This window comes from Agathobacter rectalis ATCC 33656 (genome assembly GCF_000020605.1).
Lineage (GTDB): Bacteria > Bacillota > Clostridia > Lachnospirales > Lachnospiraceae > Roseburia > Roseburia rectalis.
The window spans coordinates 2,965,025-2,987,512 of the sequence record NC_012781.1 but is presented as its reverse complement, the minus strand read 5'-3'; the positions used below and the strand labels follow the sequence as shown (position 1 = coordinate 2,987,512).

Here is a 22,488-nt window from a genome sequence, read left to right as displayed (position 1 = left end):
ACCAATACCCTTTGTCATGTGGTAAAATAAAGAAAAACCTATTATGAAATCTAAGGGAGGATTGGACATGAAAATTTTGAAAAGTATTCTTAATTATATTCCATTAGCCACGTTTATCATATTTGTGGTTACTGATGGAATTATTTCTTTAACATCGGCATTAATTTTTGTTATTTCCACGATTGGTCTACTGATTAATTGGAAAAGAAAAAAACCAGCGATGAAGAATTAAGAAAATTCCAATTTATCAATTACAGGTGACATTGAAAGAGTCAGCCCATTCAAGGTGCTGGCTCTTTAAAAATTACATTCTAATAAATTGCACGACAACTTATAAAAAAATATGCTCCACATTATAAAAATAATCTTGACATACAAGCCACAAAGGTTTACTATGGTTAGCGTAAGCTAATTAAATAATTATTCTTCAGGGCAGGGTGCAATTCCCTACCGGTGGTATAGCCCACGAGCCGCAAGGCATGATTTCGGTGAGATTCCGAAGCCGACAGTAAAGTCTGGATGAAAGAAGATGTGAATATGATATATGCAGAGTATAGATAGCTGGGTTTCAGATTCAGTTTCAGATATAGATACAGCACATATCATAGTTATAACAGATATCTACTCTGGAGTGTTTTGATACATTCCAGATTTTTTTTGTCTCAAAATTCATTTATGATGAAATGCAGCTTGTGCATGTTTATCTGAGATTATGATATTTGAAATCATTAGGCCCTGAACGATAATAGTTCAGGGCTTTTTTATGCAGAAAGGAACCCAAATGACTGATGAACAATATATGAGAAGGGCGATTGAGCTTGCAAAACGCGGCATGGGATATACCTCGCCAAACCCGATGGTCGGAGCTGTGATTGTAAAGGACGGCAGGATAATCGGAGAGGGCTGGCATGAGAGATACGGAGAGCTGCACGCGGAAAGAAATGCGTTAAAGCATTGCAAGGAATCGCCACAGGGAGCGGATATGTATGTGACTCTCGAGCCATGCTGTCATCATGGCAAGCAGCCGCCATGTGTGGAGGCAGTGATAGAAGCCGGTATAAAAAGAGTATATGTGGGCTCGGATGACCCGAATCCGCTTGTCGCCGGGGGAGGTATCAAAATCCTTAAAGAGCATGGGATAGAGGTTGTTACGCAGGTGCTTAAAGACGAGTGCGACAGGCTGAACGATGTATTCTTTTACTTTATACAGACCAGACGTCCATATGTCGCTATGAAATATGCCATGACGATGGATGGAAAGATAGCCACATATTCAGGACTATCAAAGTGGATAACAGGAGAAAAAGCGAGAGAACATGTGCAAAACCTGCGCCACAGATATAAAGCCATAATGGCAGGAATAGGAACAGTGCTTGCAGACGATCCACTGCTTACATGCAGAATCGAGGGCGGAGTAAATCCAATCCGCATAATATGCGATACGCACCTTAAGCTTCCACTGGAATCGCAGATAGTAAATACTGCAAAGGAAGTGCCGACGATTGTTGCAGTCAGTGAGCGATATCATGAAACCGCACAGTCAGAAGCCTTACCTGATACTGAAAAAGATAGTATAGAAGAAAACAATAATTATCAAAAAAACAGAAAAATAACACGGCTTGAAGAAAACGGAATAGAAATTCTGTATGTAGCTGAAAAAAACGGTCATATTGATTTAAATGACCTCATGCAAAAGCTCGGCGAAAGAAGCATAGACAGCATTTTGCTTGAGGGAGGCGGAATACTCAACTGGTCAGCCCTTAAGAGCGGGATTGTGAATAAGGTATACGCTTACATTGCACCAAAGCTTTTCGGAGGGGCGGATGCAAAAACTCCGATAGAGGGAATGGGAACCGACTCGCCGGCACATGCCGTGATGCTTGGAAACAGTAAGGTAACAAAGCTTGGTGATGATTTCCTCATCGAGAGTGATGTTGTGAATATTTAAAAAGAAAGGCGATACACAATGTTCACAGGAATAGTTGAAGAAGTTGGAACAATAGATACAATTTCACGTGGAGCAAACTCAGCAGTACTTACAATCAGAGCTGAAAAAGTGCTAGCTGGAACAAAGGTCGGAGACAGCATAGCGGTAAACGGTATCTGCCTCACGGTCACAAGGCTCATGCCACATGCTTTTACAGCGGATGTCATGCACGAGACGCTAAACCGTTCATCGCTTGCAAATGCGATGAGAGGAGCACATGTCAATTTGGAGCGTGCGATGGCAGCAGATGGCAGATTCGGCGGGCACATAGTGTCGGGACATGTTGACGGAACAGGCAGGATTGTGGAGGTCAAAAAGGATGACAATGCCATCTGGTATACGATACATGCCGCACCACAGCTCATTCGCTATATAGTCGAGAAGGGCTCCGTCACAATCGATGGAATAAGCCTCACAGTCGCAAAGGTTGCAGAGGATAATTTCTCGATATCAGCGATACCGCACACGGTAAGCCAGACTGTGCTAAAGGACAGAAAAGTGGGAGCTGTCGTAAATCTGGAAACAGATATCATAGGAAAATATGTTGAGAAGCTGTTGTTTAAAGGGCAGTCGGAAGGAATAACAGAAGAAATGACAGGAGCACAGACAATTAAGGAAAATGTACCACATAAATCCGGCGAAAATAAAAAACAACCGGATGTAATAACAAGAGATTTCCTGGCAAAATACGGCTTTTAACATAAAAGCACGGGTATTGTGCGGGTTTGCAAATGTGCGTGGGCTGAATGGTTAAAAAATTATGTAATTGAACAGCTTCAAAATCATAAGAGAAAGGATATAAAATATGAAATTCAACACAGTAGAAGAAGCACTTGATGAGCTTCGTGCAGGAAAAATAATACTTGTCACAGATGATGAGGACAGAGAGAATGAGGGCGATTTCATCTGTGCGGCAGAATTTGCCACAACAGAAAACATCAACTTTATGGCGATGCACGGCAAGGGTCTGATATGCATGCCGATGTCGCAGGAATATGTAAAGAAGCTTCGTTTTCCGCAGATGGTGCAGGAAAATACAGACAATCATGAGACAGCATTTACAGTCTCAATAGACCATGTCTCAACAACCACAGGTATTTCCGCAGCAGAGCGCTCAATCACAGCAATGAAATGTGTCTCTGATGACGCAAAGCCTGAGGATTTCAGACGTCCGGGCCACATGTTTCCGCTTCTTGCAAAGAAAAACGGCGTACTGGAGAGAAACGGACACACAGAGGCAACAGTCGATCTGTGCAGGCTTGCAGGACTAAAGGAATGTGGACTGTGCTGTGAGATAATGCGTGAGGACGGTACCATGATGCGCACAACAGAGCTCATGGAGCTTGCAAAAAAATGGGACATCAAGTTCATCACAATAGCGGCACTTCAGGAATACAGAAAGATACATGAAAAGCTCGTTGACCGTGTCACAGAGGTAAAGCTGCCAACCAAATACGGCGAATTCAAGGCATATGGCTTCGTCAACAGATTAAACGGAGAGCATCATGTGGCACTTGTAAAGGGCGAAATCGCAGATGGAAGAGATGTGCTCTGCCGAGTACACTCTGAGTGTCTCACAGGAGATGTATTCGGCTCACAGCGCTGTGACTGTGGCCAGCAGCTTGAGGCGGCCATGAGACAGATAGACGAGGAGGGCAGAGGAATACTGCTCTACCTGCGTCAGGAGGGCAGAGGCATCGGCCTGATAAATAAGCTGAAGGCCTATGAGCTTCAGGAACAGGGTATGGATACACTCGAAGCAAACCTCGCACTCGGCTTTGCCGGAGATGAGCGCGAGTACTATATCGGAGCCCAGATATTAAGAGAGCTTGGCGTACACAGCCTGCGCCTTCTCACAAATAACCCTGACAAGGTATACCAGCTCTCAGAATTTGGTATGGAAATCAGCGAGCGAGTGCCAATCCAGATGAGCGCCACAGCGCATGACCTGTTTTATCTGAAAACAAAGCAGAACCGCATGGGACATATACTCTCATACTAGCAAAAATAAAAAAACAAAAGGAGAACAAAAATGAACGTAATCGAAGGAAAAATGACACAGGATGGAATCAAGGTAGGAATCGTAGTAGCAAGATTCAATGAATTTATCACATCAAAGCTCTTAGGAGGAGCAAAGGACGGACTCGTAAGACACGACGTGCCGGAGGAAAACATAGACGTAGCATGGGTGCCGGGAGCATTCGAGATACCACTCATCGCAAAGAAGATGGCAAAAAGTAGAAAATACGATGCAATCATCTGCCTCGGAGCAGTAATCAGAGGCGCAACAAGCCACTATGACTATGTGTGCAACGAGGTATCAAAGGGAATCGCATCAGTATCACTCGAATCAGAAATCCCGGTAATGTTTGGAGTAGTCACCACTGAAAACATCGAGCAGGCAATAGAAAGAGCCGGAACAAAAGCCGGAAACAAAGGATATGACTGTGCACTCGGTGCAATCGAAATGATAAATCTCGTTAGACAAATCGGATAATATAATTATATAGCATAATCCCAGAGGGTCAAATATCATCGATATTTGACCCTCGAATATTTATTATATCTCAAATTGTAAATTATTGTCACAACGTAAGTGGCGTAAGCGCCGGGCATCCGGCAGCGCACACGCACTCCCGCGCAGGCGAATAGCGAAGCTGCATAGAGACTGTAGAATTATGCCCAAGAAAAACAGAAATGCCCGGCCATGGACGGCCGGGCAAGGCGTTATGCGCCATGGACGGCGCATAAAAGCCGGTTTCGTCAAGCATAGAACCACCCCAAGGCATAATTCGTACAGTTCTCTTAGCAGCGTAGCGTAGCAGGCGCGGGAGTGCGTGTGCGCTGCACGGATGCCCGGCGCTTACGCCACGCCCTCCCAACAAAAAAGAAGAAAAATTTAATATCTAAAGAATTGCACGAAAAATCTGTATATAGTATAATGATAGTTCAGGAAAACAAAACGGAGGACCATGAATTTTGATAGATATACATTGCCATTTATTATACGGAGTGGACGACGGCTCAAAGTCGCTCGAGGAATCGGTAGAGATGCTCAAGATAGCCAAAAAGCAGGGCATTACAGGCATAATCCTCACACCGCACCTGCGCCATGGAATGTTTAAGCATCCGCTTGAAAAGATAGAGCGACACTATAAAAAGCTGATGCCATATGCAAAGAAGCTTGGAATAGAATTAAAGCTCGGCACAGAGTATCATGTGGCAACCGATATGATAGATGCCTTTCATGGTGGGCTGTGTCATACACTGGCAGATACACAGTATATACTTACAGAGTATTCACATTCCAGCGAATACTCGTTTGTATACAAGATGACGCGCGAAGCTATATTTGCAGGATATATACCGGTGATAGCACATGTAGAGAGATATGAGTGTCTCAGTGATATAAGCCGTATAGAGGATTTGCAGGAGCTGGGAGCGCTCATACAGGTCAATGCAGACTCAGTGCTTGGCATAGACGGCAGACACTTCAAGAGATATACAAAGAAGCTTTTGAAGGCAGGACTTGTTGATGTAATAGCAAGCGACAGCCACGGCACAAAGGAGCGCGTCTGCAACATGAAAAAATGCTATGAGTACGTGGCAAAGAAGTTCGGTGATGACTACGCGCAGGAAATCATGCAGACCACACCGGAAAATATAATAAACGGAAGATAATAAGTGTAAATGCGGGGATACGTAATGGAGAGAGAACAGGATTTTGACAACGAGATAGAGATAGACTTAAAGGATCTGTTTCTTGAGATAATTTCATATTGGCAGTGGATAATTCTTGTTACGATAGCAACAGGTGCAGTGGCATTTGCGATAAGCAGATTTATGATTACACCTATGTATGAATCTACATCTGAGCTCTATGTACTTTCAAAGAGCACATCCATCACAAGCCTTGCGGATATCCAGACAGGCACCAGCCTGACAAATGATTACATAGTTGTAGTAAAGGGACGTCCGGTGCTGGATCAGGTCATAGAAAATCTGAATCTGAATGAGAGCTACAAGACACTTGGCGGCAGGGTGACGCTTGATAATCCGTCCAACTCGCGAGTACTCAATATCACAGTAACGGATCCCGATCCGCAGATGGCAAAGACCATAGCAGATGAGATAGCAAAGGTCGCATCGGCATATATAGCGGAGAAGATGAAGCAGGATCCGCCGACCATCATCCAGAGCGGATATGATGATGGAGGCGCGGTAAGCCCTAATATCGGCAAAAACACAGTGATAGGAGCCTTTGCGGGAGCATTTCTGTCGATAGCGGTTATAGTGGTTTCTTATCTGTTCAATGATACAATCATAGATACAGAGGATGTGGAGAAGAAGCTTGGCATGAACGTGCTTGGTACACTTCCGCTTGATGAGGCGGAGGATGATGGCGAGCATGGAAAGGGTAGAAAACATAGCAGAGGCAGCCACAGAAAGAAAAGAAAAAAGAAATCGGCTTCAGCATAAGGAAGCCTGTATCAGGAGATGGGCAGATGGAATTAGTAAAATTTGGCAAGCTAAAAGAACAAAGCTATACGATGAAGGAATCACTTCGAGCTTTGAAGACAAATATACAGTTTTGCGGGGATGATATACGCACGCTTCTTGTGACAAGCTCTGTACCAAATGAAGGCAAAAGCACCGTGGCACTTGATCTGGCGCGGTCACTTACAGAGTCAGGAAATAGAGTGCTTTTCATAGATACTGATATGCGTAAATCAGTACTTGCAGGGCGTCTGCGTGCCACAGCGGCAAGTGGAGGGGAGATATGCGGATTGTCGCACTATCTTTCCGGTCAGAGACGTCTTGAGGAAGTGATGTATGGCACGGAAATACCGGGCCTTTTTATGATATTTGCAGGGCCGTCTGTGCCGAATCCGACAGAGATTCTCGAGAAAAAATACTTTCAGGAGCTTCTTAATTTCGGCAAGGAGCACTTTAACTACATAATTATAGACTGTGCACCGATAGGAGCTGCCATAGATGCGGCAGTTGTAGCAAAGTATTGTGACGGAGCTATAATAGTGATAGGACAGGGCATGGCGAGCGCCAGGATGATACAGAGTGTGAAAAAACAGCTCGAGGCATCGGGAGTGAGGATACTGGGCGCTGTGCTCAACAAGGTAAACAACAAGAAAAACAGCCATGTCAGTGGGTACTATGGCAATTACTACGGCAGCTATTACGGGCGGTCGGATAAAGCATGAAAAGCATCGATGTAGAGTTAGGAAAATCAAATATGCTTCCGCTTATTGCAAGCCAGCAGTTTTATGCTTCGTGGAAGGTCTTTATCAGGGAGCTTTTGCTCAATGCCATGGATGCCTGCAATGTGCGGCAGGCACTTGAGTGGAGCTGGGGCACGGAGTTCCTTGAGATGGAGCAGGCAAGCCAGATGCGCGATGTCAGGGCCATATATGAGCCACGCATAGACATCACGTACAGCAGTGATACAAGACTGTTTACGATAGAGGATAATGGAATAGGCATAAATGAATATGACCTGGAGCACTTTATCGCACAGATAGGGGCAAGCTATTATACAAGCACAGATTTCTTCAATCAGCAGCTGAAATATGAGCCGTATTCCCACTATGGCATCGGGCTATGCTCGTGCTTTACAGTCTCAAAGGCTGTGCTCATCGAGTCGAAAAAGGATAAGGTCATAAACACTGCCTGGAACATAAGCAATCCGCAGGATACCGCACCGGTCATGGCAAAGTGGTTTGGAGAGAGCGGCCAGATAGAGTATGTCATATCGCAGAAAAAGACACCGGGCACACGCATCTCTATCCCCGTAAAACCATCATATGCGCCGTATATAGATCTGGACTTTATAGTAGAAACCATAAAGCACTATATGCTTACACTGCCTATACCTGTAAATATCAGGTGTGATACGAGGGAGGTATGCCTGTCACAGCCAAAGGCAAAGTGGAACTATCCGATGAATGAGCTTGTTGGCATGAATATCATACGAGTGGATAACAGCCTGCTTGAGGGCTATGTTGCCATATATCATCCAAAGCACAAGGGGTATTTTCATAAGTCCACGCTGTATCAGCAGGGAGTCCTTGTGTCAGATGCTACAGACATACTGGGGCTTGCACCCTCATGGATAGACAATTTCTCGTATCAGCTCAATATCAAAAAGAGGTTTTTAAATATAAGCATATCAAGAGACGGAGCAGCCTTCGATGAAAAACTCATAGAGCTCCGCCAGTATATAGGACAGATTATCATAGATGCCTTTGGACAGAGCCCGCTTACACTTGGCCAGTATCTGTCAGATGGCAGAAAACGGCTGGTATGTGAATACGAGGCGGAAAACGAGCTGGTAAGCAGAGCTGTACAGGTGCTTGTATATATAAAGGAGCGCGAGGTAGAGGTCCCGGTGAGGACAGTAATAAACGGCTTTATCGGGCGGAAAATAAAGATAGCTTTCATGCAGAGAGCGCTTTTTGCCCACTATAGGGAGAACTACCCTTATGATTATGGTCAGTTTATTGACAAGTACGATATCATAGTATTTGAGCAGAATATCAGAGCCTTCTGGCAGTTTATGACACCGTATATCACATCGATGGAGTATGTTATGGGTGACATGCCGGGCATCATATACACGGATGTATCGGCAGACATAACCGTGGCAAAGACAGCAGCATCGTTTCGAAACGATTACGTGCTAAGACCGGAGTATTATGATCTGGACCCTGTATTTTGTCTGGTGTCAAATGAGCTGACAGACCCGATGGAGCTGGTGATAAATACCCACAACCGCAATGCAATGCTTTTGCAGCGCGCCGAAAAGTACAAAAAGGTAAGGATTGCAAGAGCTGTGATCATAGAAAATATCAAGCAGAGGATACTGGGCAATGCATCCAGATGGAACAGTATCATAGATTTTGGAGGCGAGCTCGTGCACCAATATGAGCTGGAAAAGCCAATGAGCCTGCAGGCACAGTGGTGCCTCGAGAGAGACTTCCCGGATGAAATCAATGCGTATATAGCAAAGACCTTTACAGACAAGGAAATCGCGGATTACGGGCTTACAAGTCTTTATTTTACAAGGAAGGACTTTATAAAGTGGTGGATGGCACCATAGGTTGTACCGCCATGACATATATTATCAAACACTTATTGAAGCATGAATAAGGAGAACATGAAAATGGAGATATTAGACTTAAACAACGAAGAAGACACAAAAACAACCGATGAGATGGAGCCAAAAAAGCCGGAGGAAAAAACATCACCTGTCAAGGAAATCTTAAGCTGGGTGTTAACAATCGCATTCGCCATTGTAGCGGCAATACTCATAAAGAACTATGTCATTATAAATGCAAATATTCCGTCAGGCTCGATGGAGAACACCATACAGATTGGAGATGACATATTTGGCTTCAGGCTCGCATATACATTTTCTGACCCAAAGAGAGGGGACATAGTCATATTCAATGCGCCGGATTCGCCTTCTGAGAAATACATCAAGCGTGTAATAGGTCTGCCGGGAGAGACAGTCACCATAGAGGACGGCAAGGTGTATATAGATGGTGAGGCGCTTGAGGAGGATTATCTCAAGTCAAACCAGAGCGGTGAGGATGCGTGGACAGTAAATGCCGGACCTTACGAGTTTAAGGTGCCACAGGACTCATATCTGCTGCTCGGTGACAACAGAAATGGCTCATCAGACGCAAGAGTCTGGGAGCACACATATGTGTCCAAGGACGATATACTTGCAAAAGCGATATTCAGATATTACCCGTTCGACAGATTCGGAGCGGTGAAATAAGCTGTAAATCAGGATATAAAATAAAAATAGAGGTAAAGTAAATGCCAAAGACAGAAACAGACATTGAAAAACGAAATAAATATGGCATGCTGTGCGGTATAGTCGGTATATTTTTAAACCTCATACTCTTTGCCGGCAAGCTATTTGCAGGAATGTTTAGCGGTGCAATCTCGATCACTGCGGATGCATTCAACAACCTGTCAGATGCAGGTTCATCAATCATCACGATAGCAGGCTTCAAGATGGCGGCACAGAGAGCCGACGAGGAACATCCATACGGACATGCGAGGATGGAGTATGTGGCTACACTGGCAGTTGCAGCAATCATACTCATCATGGGCTTTGAGCTGTTCAGGGATTCCTTTGGCAAAATCATAAAGCCGCAGGACATAGAGTTTTCATGGCTTATTGTAGCGATACTACTGGCATCAATAGCCGTAAAATGCGTCATGGCGGTATACAATTTCTATTTTTCAAAAAAGCTTGATTCATCAACGCTCGAAGCAACAGGCAGGGACAGTCTGTCAGACTGTATCGCTACATCTGTAGTACTTGCAGCCACACTCATAGCGCACTTTTCAAGACTCAATCTGGATGGAATAGGCGGTGTATTTGTGTCATTGTTTATATTCTATTCAGGGATATCATCAGCCAGAGAGGCGATAGACCCGCTGCTTGGAGCAAAGCCGGAGCCGGAGTTTGTCGATAGACTTAAGGAGATGGTACTGGACTTTGACAAAAACATACTCGGTATGCATGACCTTATGGTGCATGATTATGGACCGGGACACAGGATAGTATCGTTTCATGCAGAGGTGCCGGAGGACGGAGATATGGTCGAGCTGCACGATATAATCGATAATCTGGAGCGCAGAATACGAAGGGAGATGGGTTGTATAGTGACCATCCACATGGATCCGGTAGCGATAGAGGACGAGGAGGTAGCCGGACTGAAGGCCGAGGTGCTCTCTGTGATAAAAGGGCTTGATTCGCACATAAATATGCACGATTTCCGTATTATCAGAGGTGATACACATACGAATCTGGTTTTTGACATTGCAGTTCCATTCGGCTATATCACCTCAGATGATGATATATGCAATGCAATACAGGAAAATGTCAGGAAAAAGCTTGGAAAGAATTACTATACCGTGATAGAGGTAGACCGCGACAATTACATAAATATATGACATTGTAACTGTAAGACGCTTAGAAGGACTGTAAGGTGGTTATAGGGGGATTTTAAGGAATTTAATATATGCAATACGAAACTATAAGAGCAGCAATATGCGATGATGAAGAATTTTTTCGGAATGAACTTAAAAATTTCGTGAGTGAATACGGAAATGAAATGGATATTAATGTAAGCATAGATCTCTATGATAATGCAAAAGAACTCATGAATAATATATTTTCTAAGAGTAAGGAATATGATTTATTGTTTCTTGATGTGGAAATGCCTGGCATGACAGGTATTGAGATGGCTGATGCATTAAGAAAAATCGACCCATGGGTATGTATCTCATTTGTGACGAGTTATGATGCATTTGCGATACAGGCATTCAGACTTGATGCACTTGATTATGTCATGAAACCGATAAAATATACACAGGTAAAGCACATTATCGAAAAAGCAAAAATTCAGATTGATTATCGTAAAAATGCACAAAAAGCGGAAAAAAGATATCTAAAAATTAAATCCGGATATGAAGATGTTCTCATAGACCTTCAAAATGTAATATATATAGAAAAACGCAGAAACCAGTGTGTATTCCATAAAATTGATGAGGAAATAAGCTGTTATGAGCCTTTAAAAAATGTATATGAAAGATTGGATAATGATGTATTTATGTATACACATCAGGGGTATATAGCCAATTTTAATTACATTAAAGAAGTAAAAAAAGATGTGGTATGCTTTGGACGAGGCATGGAGGTTCCTTTGAGCAGGAAATATCATGATCAGATAAAGGAACTTCATCTGGACAAGATAAGAAGAGCATATAAGGAGCAGGAACTTAACTATAATTAGGGAGTTCTGCCTTTACGCTAAAATATCCGCTGGCATAAGAAAAATCAATGTGTCCGTTAAGGTTGGAAACGACTTTACGGACATTTTTTATGCCTATTCCATGAGGTAAGACATTGTCATTTTTGGTAGATGTAAATTCACCATTGTTTTCTATAATATTTCCAGAGTAGGAATTTTCAATAACTATATTCATATATGAGCCGGTCTGGGTGAGGGAGAATCTGATCCAGCCATGTTCACACTCAGCGGCTGCTTTTATCGCATTATCAAACAGATTACCTATTATGGTCGTAATTGAAAAATCGTCAATATTAATACCGGGTATACTTATATTAATTTCGCATCTGATATTTTGTGATTTTGCCTTGTTCTCTTTTTCAGCTATAAGAGCTGAGACGATATGAGAGCCTGAATCTACAGTATTTGTCAGAGAAAGGTCTTCAGAAATATTATGAATATATTCATGAATTTTCCTATCATTGTGCTGTGAAGCATAACCATCAATTACTATCAGATGGTTTTTCATATCATGTCTTAAAGAATGGAGCTGATTTAATTTATCGTCGAGCTTGGCAGAATATTCCTGTTCCATTTTATCAAGTTCCAGTTTGAACCGATAATTTGTGTTTTCTTCAATGACTGCCAGAAATTTATCATATAGTGAAATACATATGATAATAAGTACGAAAATAATGGCAAAAATAGCTGAAAGCATATAGGATTTTGGAAGTGAGTAGCAGATGTACAAGGTTATGTAGCTTAACAATAAACAAATGCCTAAAATAGTAATATTGAAGAGCAACAAGTACATGTTTTTGATAGTATTTGATTTGAAAAGATTGCAATATAGACAATAAACAACGTAAGCTATTATTTCCACAAGAATGGATTTGTAATCCTGATAGATCACATTATCATATAGCAATTGAGCATCAGAAAATAGCAGGCTATGTAAAAAGCATATAATAGCAGATGCTATATTGAGTAATATCTCAAATTTTATAAGAATTATAATACTTTGTTTAAGGTTAAAATCAGACAGGTAATAAAGTGTCAATAAGAAAAAGACGTTAGAAATAATTAAGTCAAATCTTGATAATGGAACGATAGAGTACAGTGAAGCAAGTGTAAAAACTATTATTTTTCTTTTTATGGAAAAGACAGTATGCATATTATTTTCTGAGAAGCGAAATAAAAACAGTACAATTATAAGATTGTTAATTAAGGAAAAGTAAAGTTTGTAAATTAAATACATACTTGCAGCCTCCATAAAGATTATATTTGTATTATAAATAAAATAAATCAAAGATTAAAGTATTTTTTACGATTTATTGCTAAATAGCACCGAAATCTTACCAAATAGCATTAAAGTATTGAAATGGTAAATATATGATGATAGGTTTAATTTCGAAAGGAGGCAAGGGATGTTTGTTGAATTAGACGAAAGAGAATTGATGAAACATGATGGAGGTGGAATGTTACTTTCTGCTTGGGATTTATGCCATGCAATTGAAAAATTTATAGGCAAAAATTTCAGATGAATTCGTAAGGGGAATAGATGATGAATACAACAGAAATATTAGTAACCATGAACAACACTATGTTTATGCAGGTTGATGGCGGTTTCGTAATAGGATCATTAATAAGTCCAGTAAAATATCTTATTGACAAAATCAAAAATTGGATTTATAAAACACAGTCGGTATAGAATGTGTAGTACTGCTGTACCGCAAGATAATTATGGTATGAAGCAAGAAATTGCTTTATATATATTCTCAACAATGCGCAGAAAGAGAAAATAGGAATTATATGAAGGGAGAAAAATCATGGAATTAGCATTACAATTTGAAAATTTGAATTGTGAAGAGTTATGTGCGATTGATGGTGGAAACAAAGCACAGGATGTAGGCTATCAGGTAGGAAAGTATATTGGAATTACAGCTACATTTATTCTTAAGTTGATGGGATACTAAATTAAATAATATTTGAGCATGTTAACTTTTGAGATTTGCATCTATAATAATAATATTTGTAAATGTCACAAATAGATATGATTCAGTCGATGTTATCATGAATGTAAAGGAGGTGTATATTAAATGTTCAAAGAAATTAGTGGAAGAGACCTTTTCATAATTGAGGGGGGAAAGAAAAATCCTGTTTGGAAATTTTTTGAAGGTACAGGATATTTTGTCATTGGTGTTTACAATGGAATTAAGGACTGGTTTGGAGCTTGTTAGGTGATGAACTGAAGAATAAAGAGAGACTAAAATTAGAGTCTCTCTTTAAGGTGGTATTCAAGTTAAATGAAGCAAAATTAAATATAAATTTTTTGTCAGTGATGAGAACTTTTAATCAAGTCATTTATCAGGAGAATAATACAAATGAATAAAAGAAAGAGTAATTATATATATATTGAAATGAGGCATAAAATGCTAATAGTTGGAGTTATAATAATTCATGTTTGTTTTATGCTCATAGGGGCTAGTGGCATTATATCTGGTTTAAAAGAAAAAAATATATTTTATGGACTGCTGATAAATATGATTTATCAGTTGACTTTGATTATCATGATTGGAGTGGCAATGAAGCAATATTTGACCACTTCATTTAAAAAATTCAAAGCTGACAGAATTTCTGTTAATATAAAAAGAGTTTTGGCAGGTGTGGGAATGGCATTCTTGTTAAGCTGCATCGCTAGAATCATTGAAATGACAGTGTGTTCAAATATATCGGTTCCGGCAAATCAGTCAAACGTTAATGGATATTTTGTGGATTATCCTATTTTGGCTGTTATCATGAGTGTAATTATGGGACCTTTTACCGAAGAGTTAATTTATAGAGGTATATTGTTTCGGTTTTTCAGCAAATATGGAGAACTGTGTGCAGTATTGGTGACAGGATTTTTATTTGGAACAATGCATATGCTTTCTTCATTTGGAAACACAAATATACTACTATTTTTATGTCAATGGTTAGACTATTTTTTGTCAGGAATACTTTTAGGATTTATTTATAAAAAATACAAAAATATCTGGATAAATATTTCAATACACGGCACTTGGAATCTGATTGGTGCTGTAATGATATTAACAAAAATAATGTTAGCAAAATAATATGAACTATATAATAATTTTTTTGATTTCAATGATACCATTGGCAGAACTAAGAGTTGCGATACCAACAGGAATTGCTATGGGAGTGTCGGTTTTACCGGCTTATGCCATATGCATATTGGGAAATTTACTTCCAATGCCGTTTGTTTACCTTTTTTCGCATAGACTGCTTGAATGGGGAAAAAATAAGAAAGTAATAGGAAAATTTTTTAGATTTTGTATAGAAAAAGGCAAGAGTGCCGGACGAAAATTGCAAGATACCGCAGGAAGGGGATTGTTTATTGCGCTTGTACTCTTTATAGGTATTCCGATTCCCGGAACAGGTGCGTGGACTGGAATACTTGCAGCCAGTATATTGAGAATGGATTTTAAGAAGAGCATTATGGCATGTTTATGCGGTATAATGCTTGCTGGTGTCATTATGGCAATATCTAGTATTGGAGTCTTAAATTTATTAGATATAAATTAACCATAACAGTAGTTTGGGTCAAATGGCACCGAAATCATGCCAAATATAAAAGTAAGGAAATGGAGCGGAATTAGTTTGTATAGAGTTGGAAAATGAATCCGGTAAAATTAAGCAAATTGAACAAATTATAACCCAAAAGATGAAGCGAGAGATAATAATTGATAATGTCACTGAAAAAAAGTATTGTAAAAAGAGCAAGTATGATAGATGGCTAACTAATGATATTATATTGAAAATTAGCAAAGATAAATTATATTTATATGTACCTAAAATATACGATTACAATAATTAGTAAAAAAGGCAGAAACAGAGGAACAATAAAAGGATGAAATTTGATAAAACAATATTGAATAAAGTGATGATATTACCACTTGGTCTGGTAATATTATTCATTGTATACAGGACATTGGTCTTTTCTGTGATAATGAATTGTATACCGATCATGCAGGAACACTATATTATCGCGGAAACGATAAGAAATTGCATTGATATAATGACAATTGTAGTGCTTATGTTTATTTTTAAGGTAAAGACAGGCAGGGGTGGTGTAAAAGGATACTTGAAAGGTGTCGGGATTTATGGCTTGCCGGTGCTGATGTTTACTCTTTTTGAGATTGGAAATTCTACGCTTTGGATATTTGGTGGACATGTAGGACTGTATGGAAGCGGATTGATAGGATATATTGTAGTAAATGTGCTTTTATATATAACGGTTGGAATAGAGGAAGAATTGATGTTTCGATCGGTTGTTACTGAGTGCGTGCTTAGGAAGAATAGCAATATAATAGTATTTGCCAGTGTGTATTCGGGATTGTTGTTTGGTTTGGCACATATCACGAATTTTATATTTGATGCGGATATGACCATGTTTAATAAATGGTGCACAATGATTATGGCTTGTGTCTTTGGTTTTACATTGGCGGTCATTTTTCTTAGGACTAAAAGTATTGGTGCCGTTATTACATTGCACTTTTTATGGGATTTCGCGGATTTTATGAATCACATGATGATAGTGGAACGTTACAGATATGGTGGTTCGTACAATGCGCTTGCATTGCAGATACCTGTTCTGATAGTGATGCTTGTTATTGCGGTTTTTTGTATGTATAAGAGACAGATGAGGTTACAAAGCGTGTAAAAGACCATAAAAGATATCTATATAAATTTGGCAAAAATGAAAGGAGTACAAAGAGATGAAAAAATGTATTTTAGTATGGCAGGTGCCGGTAATAGAAGGAGAGCCGTATAATCCGGTGGAATATGCTGTCCATGTGAGAAAAGCAAAAAAGTTTGCGGAAGCATTGAACCGGTATTTTGCGGAAAAAAATATGGACTACAATTGCGTGCTGGACAAATCAGCCTGTAGCCTCGATGAGATATTTTCTCCACAATATCAGGCAGTGCTGTTTGCACCGGAGGCTAAAACAAGACAGTGGCTCTATAAAAAAGAAGTGCAGAATGAGACCGTGAAAAAGTATTATCTGGAATATATGGAGTACAATAGTGCGCAGATAGAAAAGGTGGCTGAATTTCTGAGCGAATAAACCGGAAATAACGCATTTAAGAAATGAAACAACAAACATTTTGCGCTTTCGTTAAAAACTTGATATAAACATTTCTGTTTTTCGTTAAAAAGCAGGTATAAACATTTCTGCTTTTCGTTAAAAAATAGGCGAAAAAATTTTGCATTTTCGTGAAAAATGGTAGAATTGAGGTGGAAATATGCTATAATACTACCAAGTAAAATGAAATGAGGAATGCTGAATGATTTTTAAAAGAAAAGTTTATGACAAATTGATTGAGTGGAAAACATTGGCAGCAGGAACATCGGCAGTATTGCTTGAAGGGGCTAGACGTATCGGGAAAAGTACCATTGTAGAGGAGTTTGCAAAAAAGGAATATGATGACTATATGATTCTTGATTTTGCAAGAGAAAACCAGGATGTAAAAAATAATTTTGTCGAGAACATGAATGATCTGGATACTTTTTTCAGGAACTTATTTCTTCTGAAAGGAAAACGTTTAAAAGGGAAGAACTGCGTGATTATTTTCGATGAGGTACAGTTGTTTCCGCAGGCACGGCAGGCGATAAAATATCTAGTCGCTGATGGTCGATATGAATATATTGAGACAGGCTCTCTAATCTCAATCCGGAAAAATGTAAAGGATATTCTGATTCCTTCGGAAGAGTACCGGATTAAGATGTATCCGATGGATTTTGAAGAATATTTATGGGCAATCAATGATGAGGTTACAATTCCTACGATCAGAGAATCTTTTGAAAAAAGGAAGCCACTTGGAGATGCGATTCACCGGAGAATTATGAAAAGCTTTCGTACCTATATGGTTGTAGGTGGGATGCCGCAGGCAGTAGATGCTTATGTTTCAGGGAAAAGTTATGAACAAATTGATTTTGTTAAACGGAATATTCTGAGCCTTTACGAAGAGGATCTGGCAAAATACGATACAGAAAACAGGGAAAAAGCGTCAGTTATTTATCGAACAATACCAGAGCAGCTAGAGAATAAAAATTCACATTTCAAACTTTCTATGGTAGATAAAAATGCGCGTTATCAGAATTATATGGATGCGGTCAGTTTTATTTCTGAAGCAATGATAGGAAATGAGTGTATCAATGTGACAAAACCGGAGGTTGCACTGGAGCTGTTTGCGGACAGAAGCAATTTCAAATTATATATGGGTGATACCGGACTATTGGTTACACAGATTATGAAGAACCGGGACAGTACAGATGAAGATTTATATAAGGCTCTGATTATAGACAATCTGGGAATTAATCAGGGAATGATTGTTGAAAATATTGTAGCACAGATGCTCAGAGCAGCTGGACATGAGTTGTATTTTCATGAATATTTGTACGTGCCGGAGGGAACGACCAGAGAAAAGAAATATGAAATTGATTTTATGATTGTGAAGAAAAAGAAGATATGTCCGATTGAAGTAAAATCTTCAAACTATATGTCACACAAATCATTTGACTATCTGATTCAGAAATATCAGTTAAAGTGTGAGAACAGATTCATTATTTATACGAAGGATTTAAAATATCAGGACGGAATTATGTATATACCAATTTATATGACTATGTTACTGTAAGACGATTAGTCGGAATGAACTCATTTTTTTTCATTTTGTCAAGTACAAGCTTGATACCATTAAATTGAAAACAAAATTGTTTGCAGGCAGCAAAAGGGGGACTCTTTTTGCTGCCTTTTTGCGGGCTGTTTCGTATATAGCGATTCAGGGTGAAATTCCAATGATTAATAGTTTCAATCTATTTAGAAGAGAAGCAGATACTTCTTTTGGGTGGAATCTGATTCTTGTAAATGACGATTATCGTATTCCTCGTAATTATGAGGTAGAACTCACAGAATTATCAAATGGAGAAAAAGTGGATTCGAGAATCTATCCTCAGCTTCAGCAGATGTTCGATGATGCCAGAACTGAGGGACTTGAATTATTTGTAAGGGAAGGGTACAGGACAACCCAGGATCAGAAAAATATTATGAATGAGAGAATTCAAAAGTATCAGGATGAAGGCTATTCACGTTGGGAGGCAAAAGAACGTGCGGAGGAATATATCGAGTCACTGAGGTGAAAATTATAAAAAATTAAATGAATATTAATTTTCCACTAACTTTTTATCACCTTAAGTTGTCTTATTATTATAGAGGACAAGAGAGGTGATATGAGATGATTGCTGATTTTTTATTAGTTCAGAAAATCAGAAACGGTGACAATCAAGCAGGTAATCAGTTGGTTGAAAAGTATTATTCTTCTATCTATCAATATTGTTATTTACATACTCATAATCAGGAATATGCGGAAGATATGGTACAGGAAACTTTTGAGAGATTCTTCGGAGCACTAATAAGCGGGGCAGAGATCAAGAAGACAAAGAGCTATTTGTATAGCATAGCAGGGAATATTATAAAGAATAATTACAAGAAAAAGAAGGAAATAATGACAGACCAGTTGCCGGATATAGAAGATGAGAATCCGAAAAACATAGAAATCCGGATTGATATAGAGAGGGCTCTGGAGCAGCTCCCGGAAGAAATAAAAGAGATTGTAATCCTGTTTTTCTTTCAGGGATTAAAACAAAAGGAAATTGCTGATTTATTAAATATAAAATTGTCGCTTGTAAAATATCGTGTTTCAAAGGCAAAAGAATTGCTGGCAAAACAGTTGGAGGTGGAAAAATTATGAAGCAATATCAGAGAAAAATCGAGGAGTATAAATCCTTGATACAGAAGGAATATATACGGGAAACGGCTGTTGACACAGTAAAAGAGCGGTGTTCAGACATTATGAACAGACAGGATAACAGACAAGCATCATATTTTGAATTTTTATTTGAGCAGTTCAAATTTATCAAAAAGAGATGGTGGGTTCTGCAAGGAGGAATCTTAGTTCTGCTTTGGATACTGCTTGTGGACTCGGATGTGGGAGCAAATACAGAGAGAACACTGGGGGCTATGTCAGTGATGTTTTCGGTAATGATCATACCGGAAATTTGGAAGAATCGGAGCTTTTCAGCAGTGGAAATTGAAAAAACAGCATTCTATTCACTGCGCCAGATCTGTGCTGCAAGGATATTGCTGTTTGCAGTGGTGGATTTACTTATGACTACCTTTTTTTTCGGTGTTTCAGTTTATACATTACAGATTTCGGCATACCGACTCATCATAGATTTCTTAGTGCCGTTTAATGTTTCCTGTTGTATCTGCTTCCGGTTATTGTACAGCAAATGGAATGATATGGAGTATATTGCTGTTTTCCTAAGTATAGCATGTATATTTATCTGGACACTGATTGTATCGACAGATTCTATTTATCAGAGGATTTCGATGCCAATCTGGGGGAGCTTGTTGATCATATCGTTTGGTTATCTTATTTTTTGTGTTCACAAATCGCAATGTAACTGTGAAATAAACTGGGAGGTGAAGTCGAGTGGAACTGCAATTTAAAAATGTAACAAAAGAGTATGGGAATGTACACGCAGTAGAACATGTAACACATTCTATGGGGAAAGGTGTATATGGATTATTGGGAGTAAATGGAGCGGGAAAAACCACTTTAATGCGGATGATATGTACAGCGATAACCCCAACAAGCGGAGAAATCTTGTGGAATGGAAAGGATATCTTTAGTCTGGGGGCATCTTATAGGGAAATACTCGGTTATTTGCCGCAGAGTTATGGGTTTTATCCTGATCTTTCGGTGTATGACTACATGCTGTATATTGCATCTATCAAAGGAATGAGGCCCATCATGGCAAAGAAAAGGGCATTAAAACTGTTGGAGCAGGTCGGAATGGCTGAAAAGAGGAAAAGAAAGATGCGGACTTTATCAGGGGGCATGATCCGGAGGGTCGGAATTGCCCAGGCGATGTTGAATGATCCGCGGATACTTGTGTTGGATGAACCGACAGCAGGTCTCGACCCGAATGAGAGAATCAGGTTCCGTAATCTGATCAGTGAATTGTCGGAAGATCGTCTTGTACTGTTGTCTACGCATATTGTGTCAGATGTTGAATATGTGGCAAATGAGATTATATTAATGAAAGAAGGAAAATTTTTCTATACAGGGACTTCAGATGAGATCATTTTGTCTATGGATATGTTCGTGTGGAATTGCATTATTCCTAAAAGTGAGTTGAACAATTATATGAAAAAATATCTGATTGGAAATGTAAGAACAGTTTCTGATGGAGTAGAGTTGAGAGTCCTTTCAAAGATGCCACCGACCGGAAATGCAGTACAGGTGGAGGCAACATTAGAGGATGCATTTCTTTTGTATTTTGGAGAAAAGGCAGGTGATAAAGATGATGTTCAAATATGAACTGAAAAAGATTTTTTCAAAGAGGATGAATAAGGTTCTGCTTGCGGCAGTACTTGTGATGACGGTTATTTATTCAGGTATGGCAATCGGGAGTATGAGCTATACGGATGCAGACGGACAGAGCCACACAGGTATTGACGCGGGACGGCTTCTGGCTGAAGATGTCAATCAATGGAAAGGGAAACTTACAACGGAGAAAATTTCCGAAGTGATAAATGATTACAAGACATTATCGGCTAAGTATCAAGATAAGATACCTAATACAGAATATGGTAAAACAGTACAGTCATATTACGATATTTATAGTTTTGTAATTGGCGTATTGACTCCGGATTCAGAATGGAATGAAGGTGCAGTGTATCAGCTCTCAGATGGACAATTACAGGACATCTATACAATCTATCAAGATAATATGAAGAAAATGGCAGAAGAGTACGGAACCACACCTGAAAAGAGAAGTTATCTGGAAAACGTTTATAAAAAGATAGAAATACCTTTTACGTTCGAAGCAAAAGGTTCCTGGGCTACGATGACAATGTACGCACAAACTTATGTACTATTAATGGCAGTGATCATAGGTTTTTTGGTAGCCGGTATATTTTCCGGAGAGTTCCGCCCCGGAACAGAGGATGTTTTTTTTGCTACAAAGTACGGGAGATCGAAGGCAATAAAAAACAAGATTATTGCAGGAATCTTCGTATCAACGGTTATCTATTGGATCGGAGTAGGGATATTGTCTCTTATCTCATTTGCAGTAATGGGAACGAGTGGATTTTTCACACCGTATCAGATTGATGATCCATATAGTATTTATGTTATGACATATGGAGAATATTATTTGCTGATACTTGTGGGCGGATATATCGCAACGATGTTTTGTGCTGCACTGACAATGCTGGTGACAGTTAAGATGCATACACCGAATCTGGCGGTTTGTATCCCGTTTTTCCTGCTTTGTATGATACCGTTTATCGCAAGAGTATTACCGGCATTTGATGCTTTTTTCAATTTGTTGCCGACTGTATTGACTAATATTCTTAATGTAGTGAGGTCGCCAATTCTTTTTCAGATTGGTCCGTTTGTATTTCGTCAGATTTCGTTCTTGATGTTCTTATACATCTTACTATTTATTGTACTGTTGCCTTTAATATATAGAGGTTATAGTCGATATGGGTTAAGGAAGAAATAGTATGACAAATGTCTGCTATCCTTTTAACTCAGCGC

Annotated in this window: 25 protein-coding genes and 1 riboswitch; of the genes, 24 read left to right on the top strand and 1 reads right to left on the bottom strand. The window is 39.4% G+C overall.

Features of this window, described 5'->3' with window-relative positions; genetic code table 11:
• Positions 1-67 precede the first annotated feature (67 nt).
• The 12 genes from EUBREC_RS17805 to EUBREC_RS14005 all read left to right on the top strand — a co-directional run bounded on the left by EUBREC_RS17805 (position 68) and on the right by EUBREC_RS14005 (position 11,817).
• Positions 68-232 carry a hypothetical protein gene (locus tag EUBREC_RS17805; protein ID WP_015568559.1) on the top strand — a complete coding sequence of 55 codons (165 nt, stop codon included), beginning with the start codon at positions 68-70 and terminating at the stop codon, positions 230-232.
• Positions 233-419: 187 nt separating this feature from the next.
• Positions 420-535: riboswitch (FMN riboswitch) on the top strand.
• A 246-nt stretch (positions 536-781) separates the two neighbouring features.
• The gene (gene ribD / locus EUBREC_RS14055) at positions 782-1,948 is read left to right on the top strand and encodes a bifunctional diaminohydroxyphosphoribosylaminopyrimidine deaminase/5-amino-6-(5-phosphoribosylamino)uracil reductase RibD (protein ID WP_041254265.1); all 1,167 of its coding nucleotides are present in this window, start codon (positions 782-784) and stop codon (positions 1,946-1,948) included.
• An 18-nt stretch (positions 1,949-1,966) separates the two neighbouring features.
• Entirely contained in the window at positions 1,967-2,686 is a 720-nt protein-coding gene (locus EUBREC_RS14050; protein ID WP_012743886.1) for a riboflavin synthase, read from the top strand.
• A 106-nt stretch (positions 2,687-2,792) separates the two neighbouring features.
• Positions 2,793-3,989: a bifunctional 3,4-dihydroxy-2-butanone-4-phosphate synthase/GTP cyclohydrolase II gene (locus tag EUBREC_RS14045; RefSeq protein ID WP_012743885.1), complete on the top strand. Its 1,197-nt coding sequence runs from the start codon at positions 2,793-2,795 to the stop codon at positions 3,987-3,989.
• Positions 3,990-4,019: 30 nt separating this feature from the next.
• Positions 4,020-4,484 carry a 6,7-dimethyl-8-ribityllumazine synthase gene (gene ribH / locus EUBREC_RS14040; protein ID WP_012743884.1) on the top strand — a complete coding sequence of 155 codons (465 nt, stop codon included), beginning with the start codon at positions 4,020-4,022 and terminating at the stop codon, positions 4,482-4,484.
• Between the two features lie 482 nt (positions 4,485-4,966).
• Positions 4,967-5,668 (top strand): CpsB/CapC family capsule biosynthesis tyrosine phosphatase, encoded by a 702-nt coding sequence (locus EUBREC_RS14035; RefSeq protein WP_049757242.1) that lies wholly within the window; start codon positions 4,967-4,969, stop codon positions 5,666-5,668.
• 24 nt (positions 5,669-5,692) lie between these two features.
• Entirely contained in the window at positions 5,693-6,466 is a 774-nt protein-coding gene (locus EUBREC_RS14030; RefSeq protein ID WP_041254261.1) for a YveK family protein, read from the top strand.
• A 26-nt stretch (positions 6,467-6,492) separates the two neighbouring features.
• Positions 6,493-7,206 carry a CpsD/CapB family tyrosine-protein kinase gene (locus EUBREC_RS14025; RefSeq protein ID WP_012743879.1) on the top strand — a complete coding sequence of 238 codons (714 nt, stop codon included), beginning with the start codon at positions 6,493-6,495 and terminating at the stop codon, positions 7,204-7,206.
• The gene (locus EUBREC_RS14020; protein ID WP_012743878.1) at positions 7,203-9,101 is read left to right on the top strand and encodes an ATP-binding protein; all 1,899 of its coding nucleotides are present in this window, start codon (positions 7,203-7,205) and stop codon (positions 9,099-9,101) included. The genes EUBREC_RS14025 and EUBREC_RS14020 overlap by 4 nt, the downstream gene beginning before the upstream one ends.
• Before the next feature lie 63 nt (positions 9,102-9,164).
• On the top strand, positions 9,165-9,785 hold the full coding sequence (gene lepB, locus EUBREC_RS14015) for a signal peptidase I (RefSeq protein ID WP_041254259.1): 621 nt from the start codon (positions 9,165-9,167) through the stop codon (positions 9,783-9,785).
• A 41-nt stretch (positions 9,786-9,826) separates the two neighbouring features.
• Positions 9,827-10,975: a cation diffusion facilitator family transporter gene (locus EUBREC_RS14010; protein ID WP_012743876.1), complete on the top strand. Its 1,149-nt coding sequence runs from the start codon at positions 9,827-9,829 to the stop codon at positions 10,973-10,975.
• A 68-nt stretch (positions 10,976-11,043) separates the two neighbouring features.
• The gene (locus EUBREC_RS14005; RefSeq protein WP_012743875.1) at positions 11,044-11,817 is read left to right on the top strand and encodes a LytR/AlgR family response regulator transcription factor; all 774 of its coding nucleotides are present in this window, start codon (positions 11,044-11,046) and stop codon (positions 11,815-11,817) included.
• Here the strand turns inward: EUBREC_RS14005 and EUBREC_RS18055 are convergent.
• A complete protein-coding gene (locus tag EUBREC_RS18055) occupies positions 11,804-12,409 on the bottom strand; it encodes a sensor histidine kinase (RefSeq protein ID WP_306718526.1) in 606 nt (201 codons plus the stop codon). The two genes, EUBREC_RS14005 and EUBREC_RS18055, sit on opposite strands and share 14 nt — an antisense overlap.
• 1,234 nt (positions 12,410-13,643) lie before the next feature.
• Here EUBREC_RS18055 and EUBREC_RS17800 point away from each other — a divergent pair.
• The 12 genes from EUBREC_RS17800 (at position 13,644) to EUBREC_RS13945 (ending at position 22,453) form a co-directional block, all read left to right on the top strand.
• Entirely contained in the window at positions 13,644-13,790 is a 147-nt protein-coding gene (locus EUBREC_RS17800) for a hypothetical protein (RefSeq protein ID WP_012743872.1), read from the top strand.
• 123 nt (positions 13,791-13,913) lie between these two features.
• Entirely contained in the window at positions 13,914-14,054 is a 141-nt protein-coding gene (locus tag EUBREC_RS17795) for a hypothetical protein (RefSeq protein ID WP_012743871.1), read from the top strand.
• Between the two features lie 144 nt (positions 14,055-14,198).
• Entirely contained in the window at positions 14,199-14,930 is a 732-nt protein-coding gene (locus tag EUBREC_RS13995) for a CPBP family intramembrane glutamic endopeptidase (RefSeq protein ID WP_012743869.1), read from the top strand.
• A gap of 1 nt (position 14,931) precedes the next feature.
• Positions 14,932-15,399, top strand: coding sequence for a COG2426 family protein (locus tag EUBREC_RS13990; protein WP_012743868.1), 468 nt, complete (start codon positions 14,932-14,934; stop codon positions 15,397-15,399).
• Positions 15,400-15,724: 325 nt separating this feature from the next.
• Positions 15,725-16,537: a CPBP family intramembrane glutamic endopeptidase gene (locus EUBREC_RS13980; protein WP_012743866.1), complete on the top strand. Its 813-nt coding sequence runs from the start codon at positions 15,725-15,727 to the stop codon at positions 16,535-16,537.
• A 55-nt stretch (positions 16,538-16,592) separates the two neighbouring features.
• The gene (locus EUBREC_RS13975) at positions 16,593-16,943 is read left to right on the top strand and encodes a hypothetical protein (RefSeq protein WP_012743865.1); all 351 of its coding nucleotides are present in this window, start codon (positions 16,593-16,595) and stop codon (positions 16,941-16,943) included.
• 220 nt (positions 16,944-17,163) lie between these two features.
• A complete protein-coding gene (locus EUBREC_RS13970; protein WP_012743864.1) occupies positions 17,164-18,516 on the top strand; it encodes an ATP-binding protein in 1,353 nt (450 codons plus the stop codon).
• A gap of 160 nt (positions 18,517-18,676) precedes the next feature.
• Positions 18,677-19,018 (top strand): D-alanyl-D-alanine carboxypeptidase family protein, encoded by a 342-nt coding sequence (locus tag EUBREC_RS13965; protein WP_306718525.1) that lies wholly within the window; start codon positions 18,677-18,679, stop codon positions 19,016-19,018.
• Positions 19,019-19,113: 95 nt separating this feature from the next.
• Entirely contained in the window at positions 19,114-19,629 is a 516-nt protein-coding gene (locus tag EUBREC_RS13960) for an RNA polymerase sigma factor (RefSeq protein ID WP_012743862.1), read from the top strand.
• Positions 19,626-20,390 carry a hypothetical protein gene (locus EUBREC_RS13955; RefSeq protein WP_012743861.1) on the top strand — a complete coding sequence of 255 codons (765 nt, stop codon included), beginning with the start codon at positions 19,626-19,628 and terminating at the stop codon, positions 20,388-20,390. The genes EUBREC_RS13960 and EUBREC_RS13955 overlap by 4 nt, the downstream gene beginning before the upstream one ends.
• Positions 20,374-21,264: an ABC transporter ATP-binding protein gene (locus tag EUBREC_RS13950; protein ID WP_012743860.1), complete on the top strand. Its 891-nt coding sequence runs from the start codon at positions 20,374-20,376 to the stop codon at positions 21,262-21,264. Before EUBREC_RS13955 ends, EUBREC_RS13950 begins: the two co-directional genes overlap by 17 nt.
• On the top strand, positions 21,248-22,453 hold the full coding sequence (locus EUBREC_RS13945; protein ID WP_012743859.1) for an ABC transporter permease: 1,206 nt from the start codon (positions 21,248-21,250) through the stop codon (positions 22,451-22,453). Before EUBREC_RS13950 ends, EUBREC_RS13945 begins: the two co-directional genes overlap by 17 nt.
• The last annotated feature ends 35 nt before the right edge of the window (positions 22,454-22,488 follow it).

What these genes read in the sequence shown, in the direction of transcription:
- EUBREC_RS13945 (WP_012743859.1), top strand. Translation starts at nt 21,248, where the DNA reads ATGATGTTCAAATATGAACTGAAAAAGATTTTTTCAAAGAGGATGAAT.
- EUBREC_RS13980 (WP_012743866.1), top strand. Translation starts at nt 15,725, where the DNA reads ATGAAATTTGATAAAACAATATTGAATAAAGTGATGATATTACCACTT.
- EUBREC_RS13990 (WP_012743868.1), top strand. Translation starts at nt 14,932, where the DNA reads ATGAACTATATAATAATTTTTTTGATTTCAATGATACCATTGGCAGAA.
- EUBREC_RS14030 (WP_041254261.1), top strand. Translation starts at nt 5,693, where the DNA reads ATGGAGAGAGAACAGGATTTTGACAACGAGATAGAGATAGACTTAAAG.
- ribD (WP_041254265.1), top strand. Translation starts at nt 782, where the DNA reads ATGACTGATGAACAATATATGAGAAGGGCGATTGAGCTTGCAAAACGC.
- EUBREC_RS14045 (WP_012743885.1), top strand. Translation starts at nt 2,793, where the DNA reads ATGAAATTCAACACAGTAGAAGAAGCACTTGATGAGCTTCGTGCAGGA.
- EUBREC_RS17800 (WP_012743872.1), top strand. Translation starts at nt 13,644, where the DNA reads ATGGAATTAGCATTACAATTTGAAAATTTGAATTGTGAAGAGTTATGT.
- EUBREC_RS13965 (WP_306718525.1), top strand. Translation starts at nt 18,677, where the DNA reads ATGATTAATAGTTTCAATCTATTTAGAAGAGAAGCAGATACTTCTTTT.
- EUBREC_RS13955 (WP_012743861.1), top strand. Translation starts at nt 19,626, where the DNA reads ATGAAGCAATATCAGAGAAAAATCGAGGAGTATAAATCCTTGATACAG.
- EUBREC_RS13960 (WP_012743862.1), top strand. Translation starts at nt 19,114, where the DNA reads ATGATTGCTGATTTTTTATTAGTTCAGAAAATCAGAAACGGTGACAAT.
- EUBREC_RS18055 (WP_306718526.1), bottom strand. Translation starts at nt 12,409, where the DNA reads ATGGAACAGGAATATTCTGCCAAGCTCGACGATAAATTAAATCAGCTC.
- EUBREC_RS14025 (WP_012743879.1), top strand. Translation starts at nt 6,493, where the DNA reads ATGGAATTAGTAAAATTTGGCAAGCTAAAAGAACAAAGCTATACGATG.
- EUBREC_RS13970 (WP_012743864.1), top strand. Translation starts at nt 17,164, where the DNA reads ATGATTTTTAAAAGAAAAGTTTATGACAAATTGATTGAGTGGAAAACA.
- EUBREC_RS17805 (WP_015568559.1), top strand. Translation starts at nt 68, where the DNA reads ATGAAAATTTTGAAAAGTATTCTTAATTATATTCCATTAGCCACGTTT.
- lepB (WP_041254259.1), top strand. Translation starts at nt 9,165, where the DNA reads ATGGAGATATTAGACTTAAACAACGAAGAAGACACAAAAACAACCGAT.
- EUBREC_RS17795 (WP_012743871.1), top strand. Translation starts at nt 13,914, where the DNA reads ATGTTCAAAGAAATTAGTGGAAGAGACCTTTTCATAATTGAGGGGGGA.
- EUBREC_RS13995 (WP_012743869.1), top strand. Translation starts at nt 14,199, where the DNA reads ATGAATAAAAGAAAGAGTAATTATATATATATTGAAATGAGGCATAAA.
- EUBREC_RS14010 (WP_012743876.1), top strand. Translation starts at nt 9,827, where the DNA reads ATGCCAAAGACAGAAACAGACATTGAAAAACGAAATAAATATGGCATG.
- EUBREC_RS14050 (WP_012743886.1), top strand. Translation starts at nt 1,967, where the DNA reads ATGTTCACAGGAATAGTTGAAGAAGTTGGAACAATAGATACAATTTCA.
- EUBREC_RS14005 (WP_012743875.1), top strand. Translation starts at nt 11,044, where the DNA reads ATGCAATACGAAACTATAAGAGCAGCAATATGCGATGATGAAGAATTT.
- ribH (WP_012743884.1), top strand. Translation starts at nt 4,020, where the DNA reads ATGAACGTAATCGAAGGAAAAATGACACAGGATGGAATCAAGGTAGGA.
- EUBREC_RS14020 (WP_012743878.1), top strand. Translation starts at nt 7,203, where the DNA reads ATGAAAAGCATCGATGTAGAGTTAGGAAAATCAAATATGCTTCCGCTT.
- EUBREC_RS13975 (WP_012743865.1), top strand. Translation starts at nt 16,593, where the DNA reads ATGAAAAAATGTATTTTAGTATGGCAGGTGCCGGTAATAGAAGGAGAG.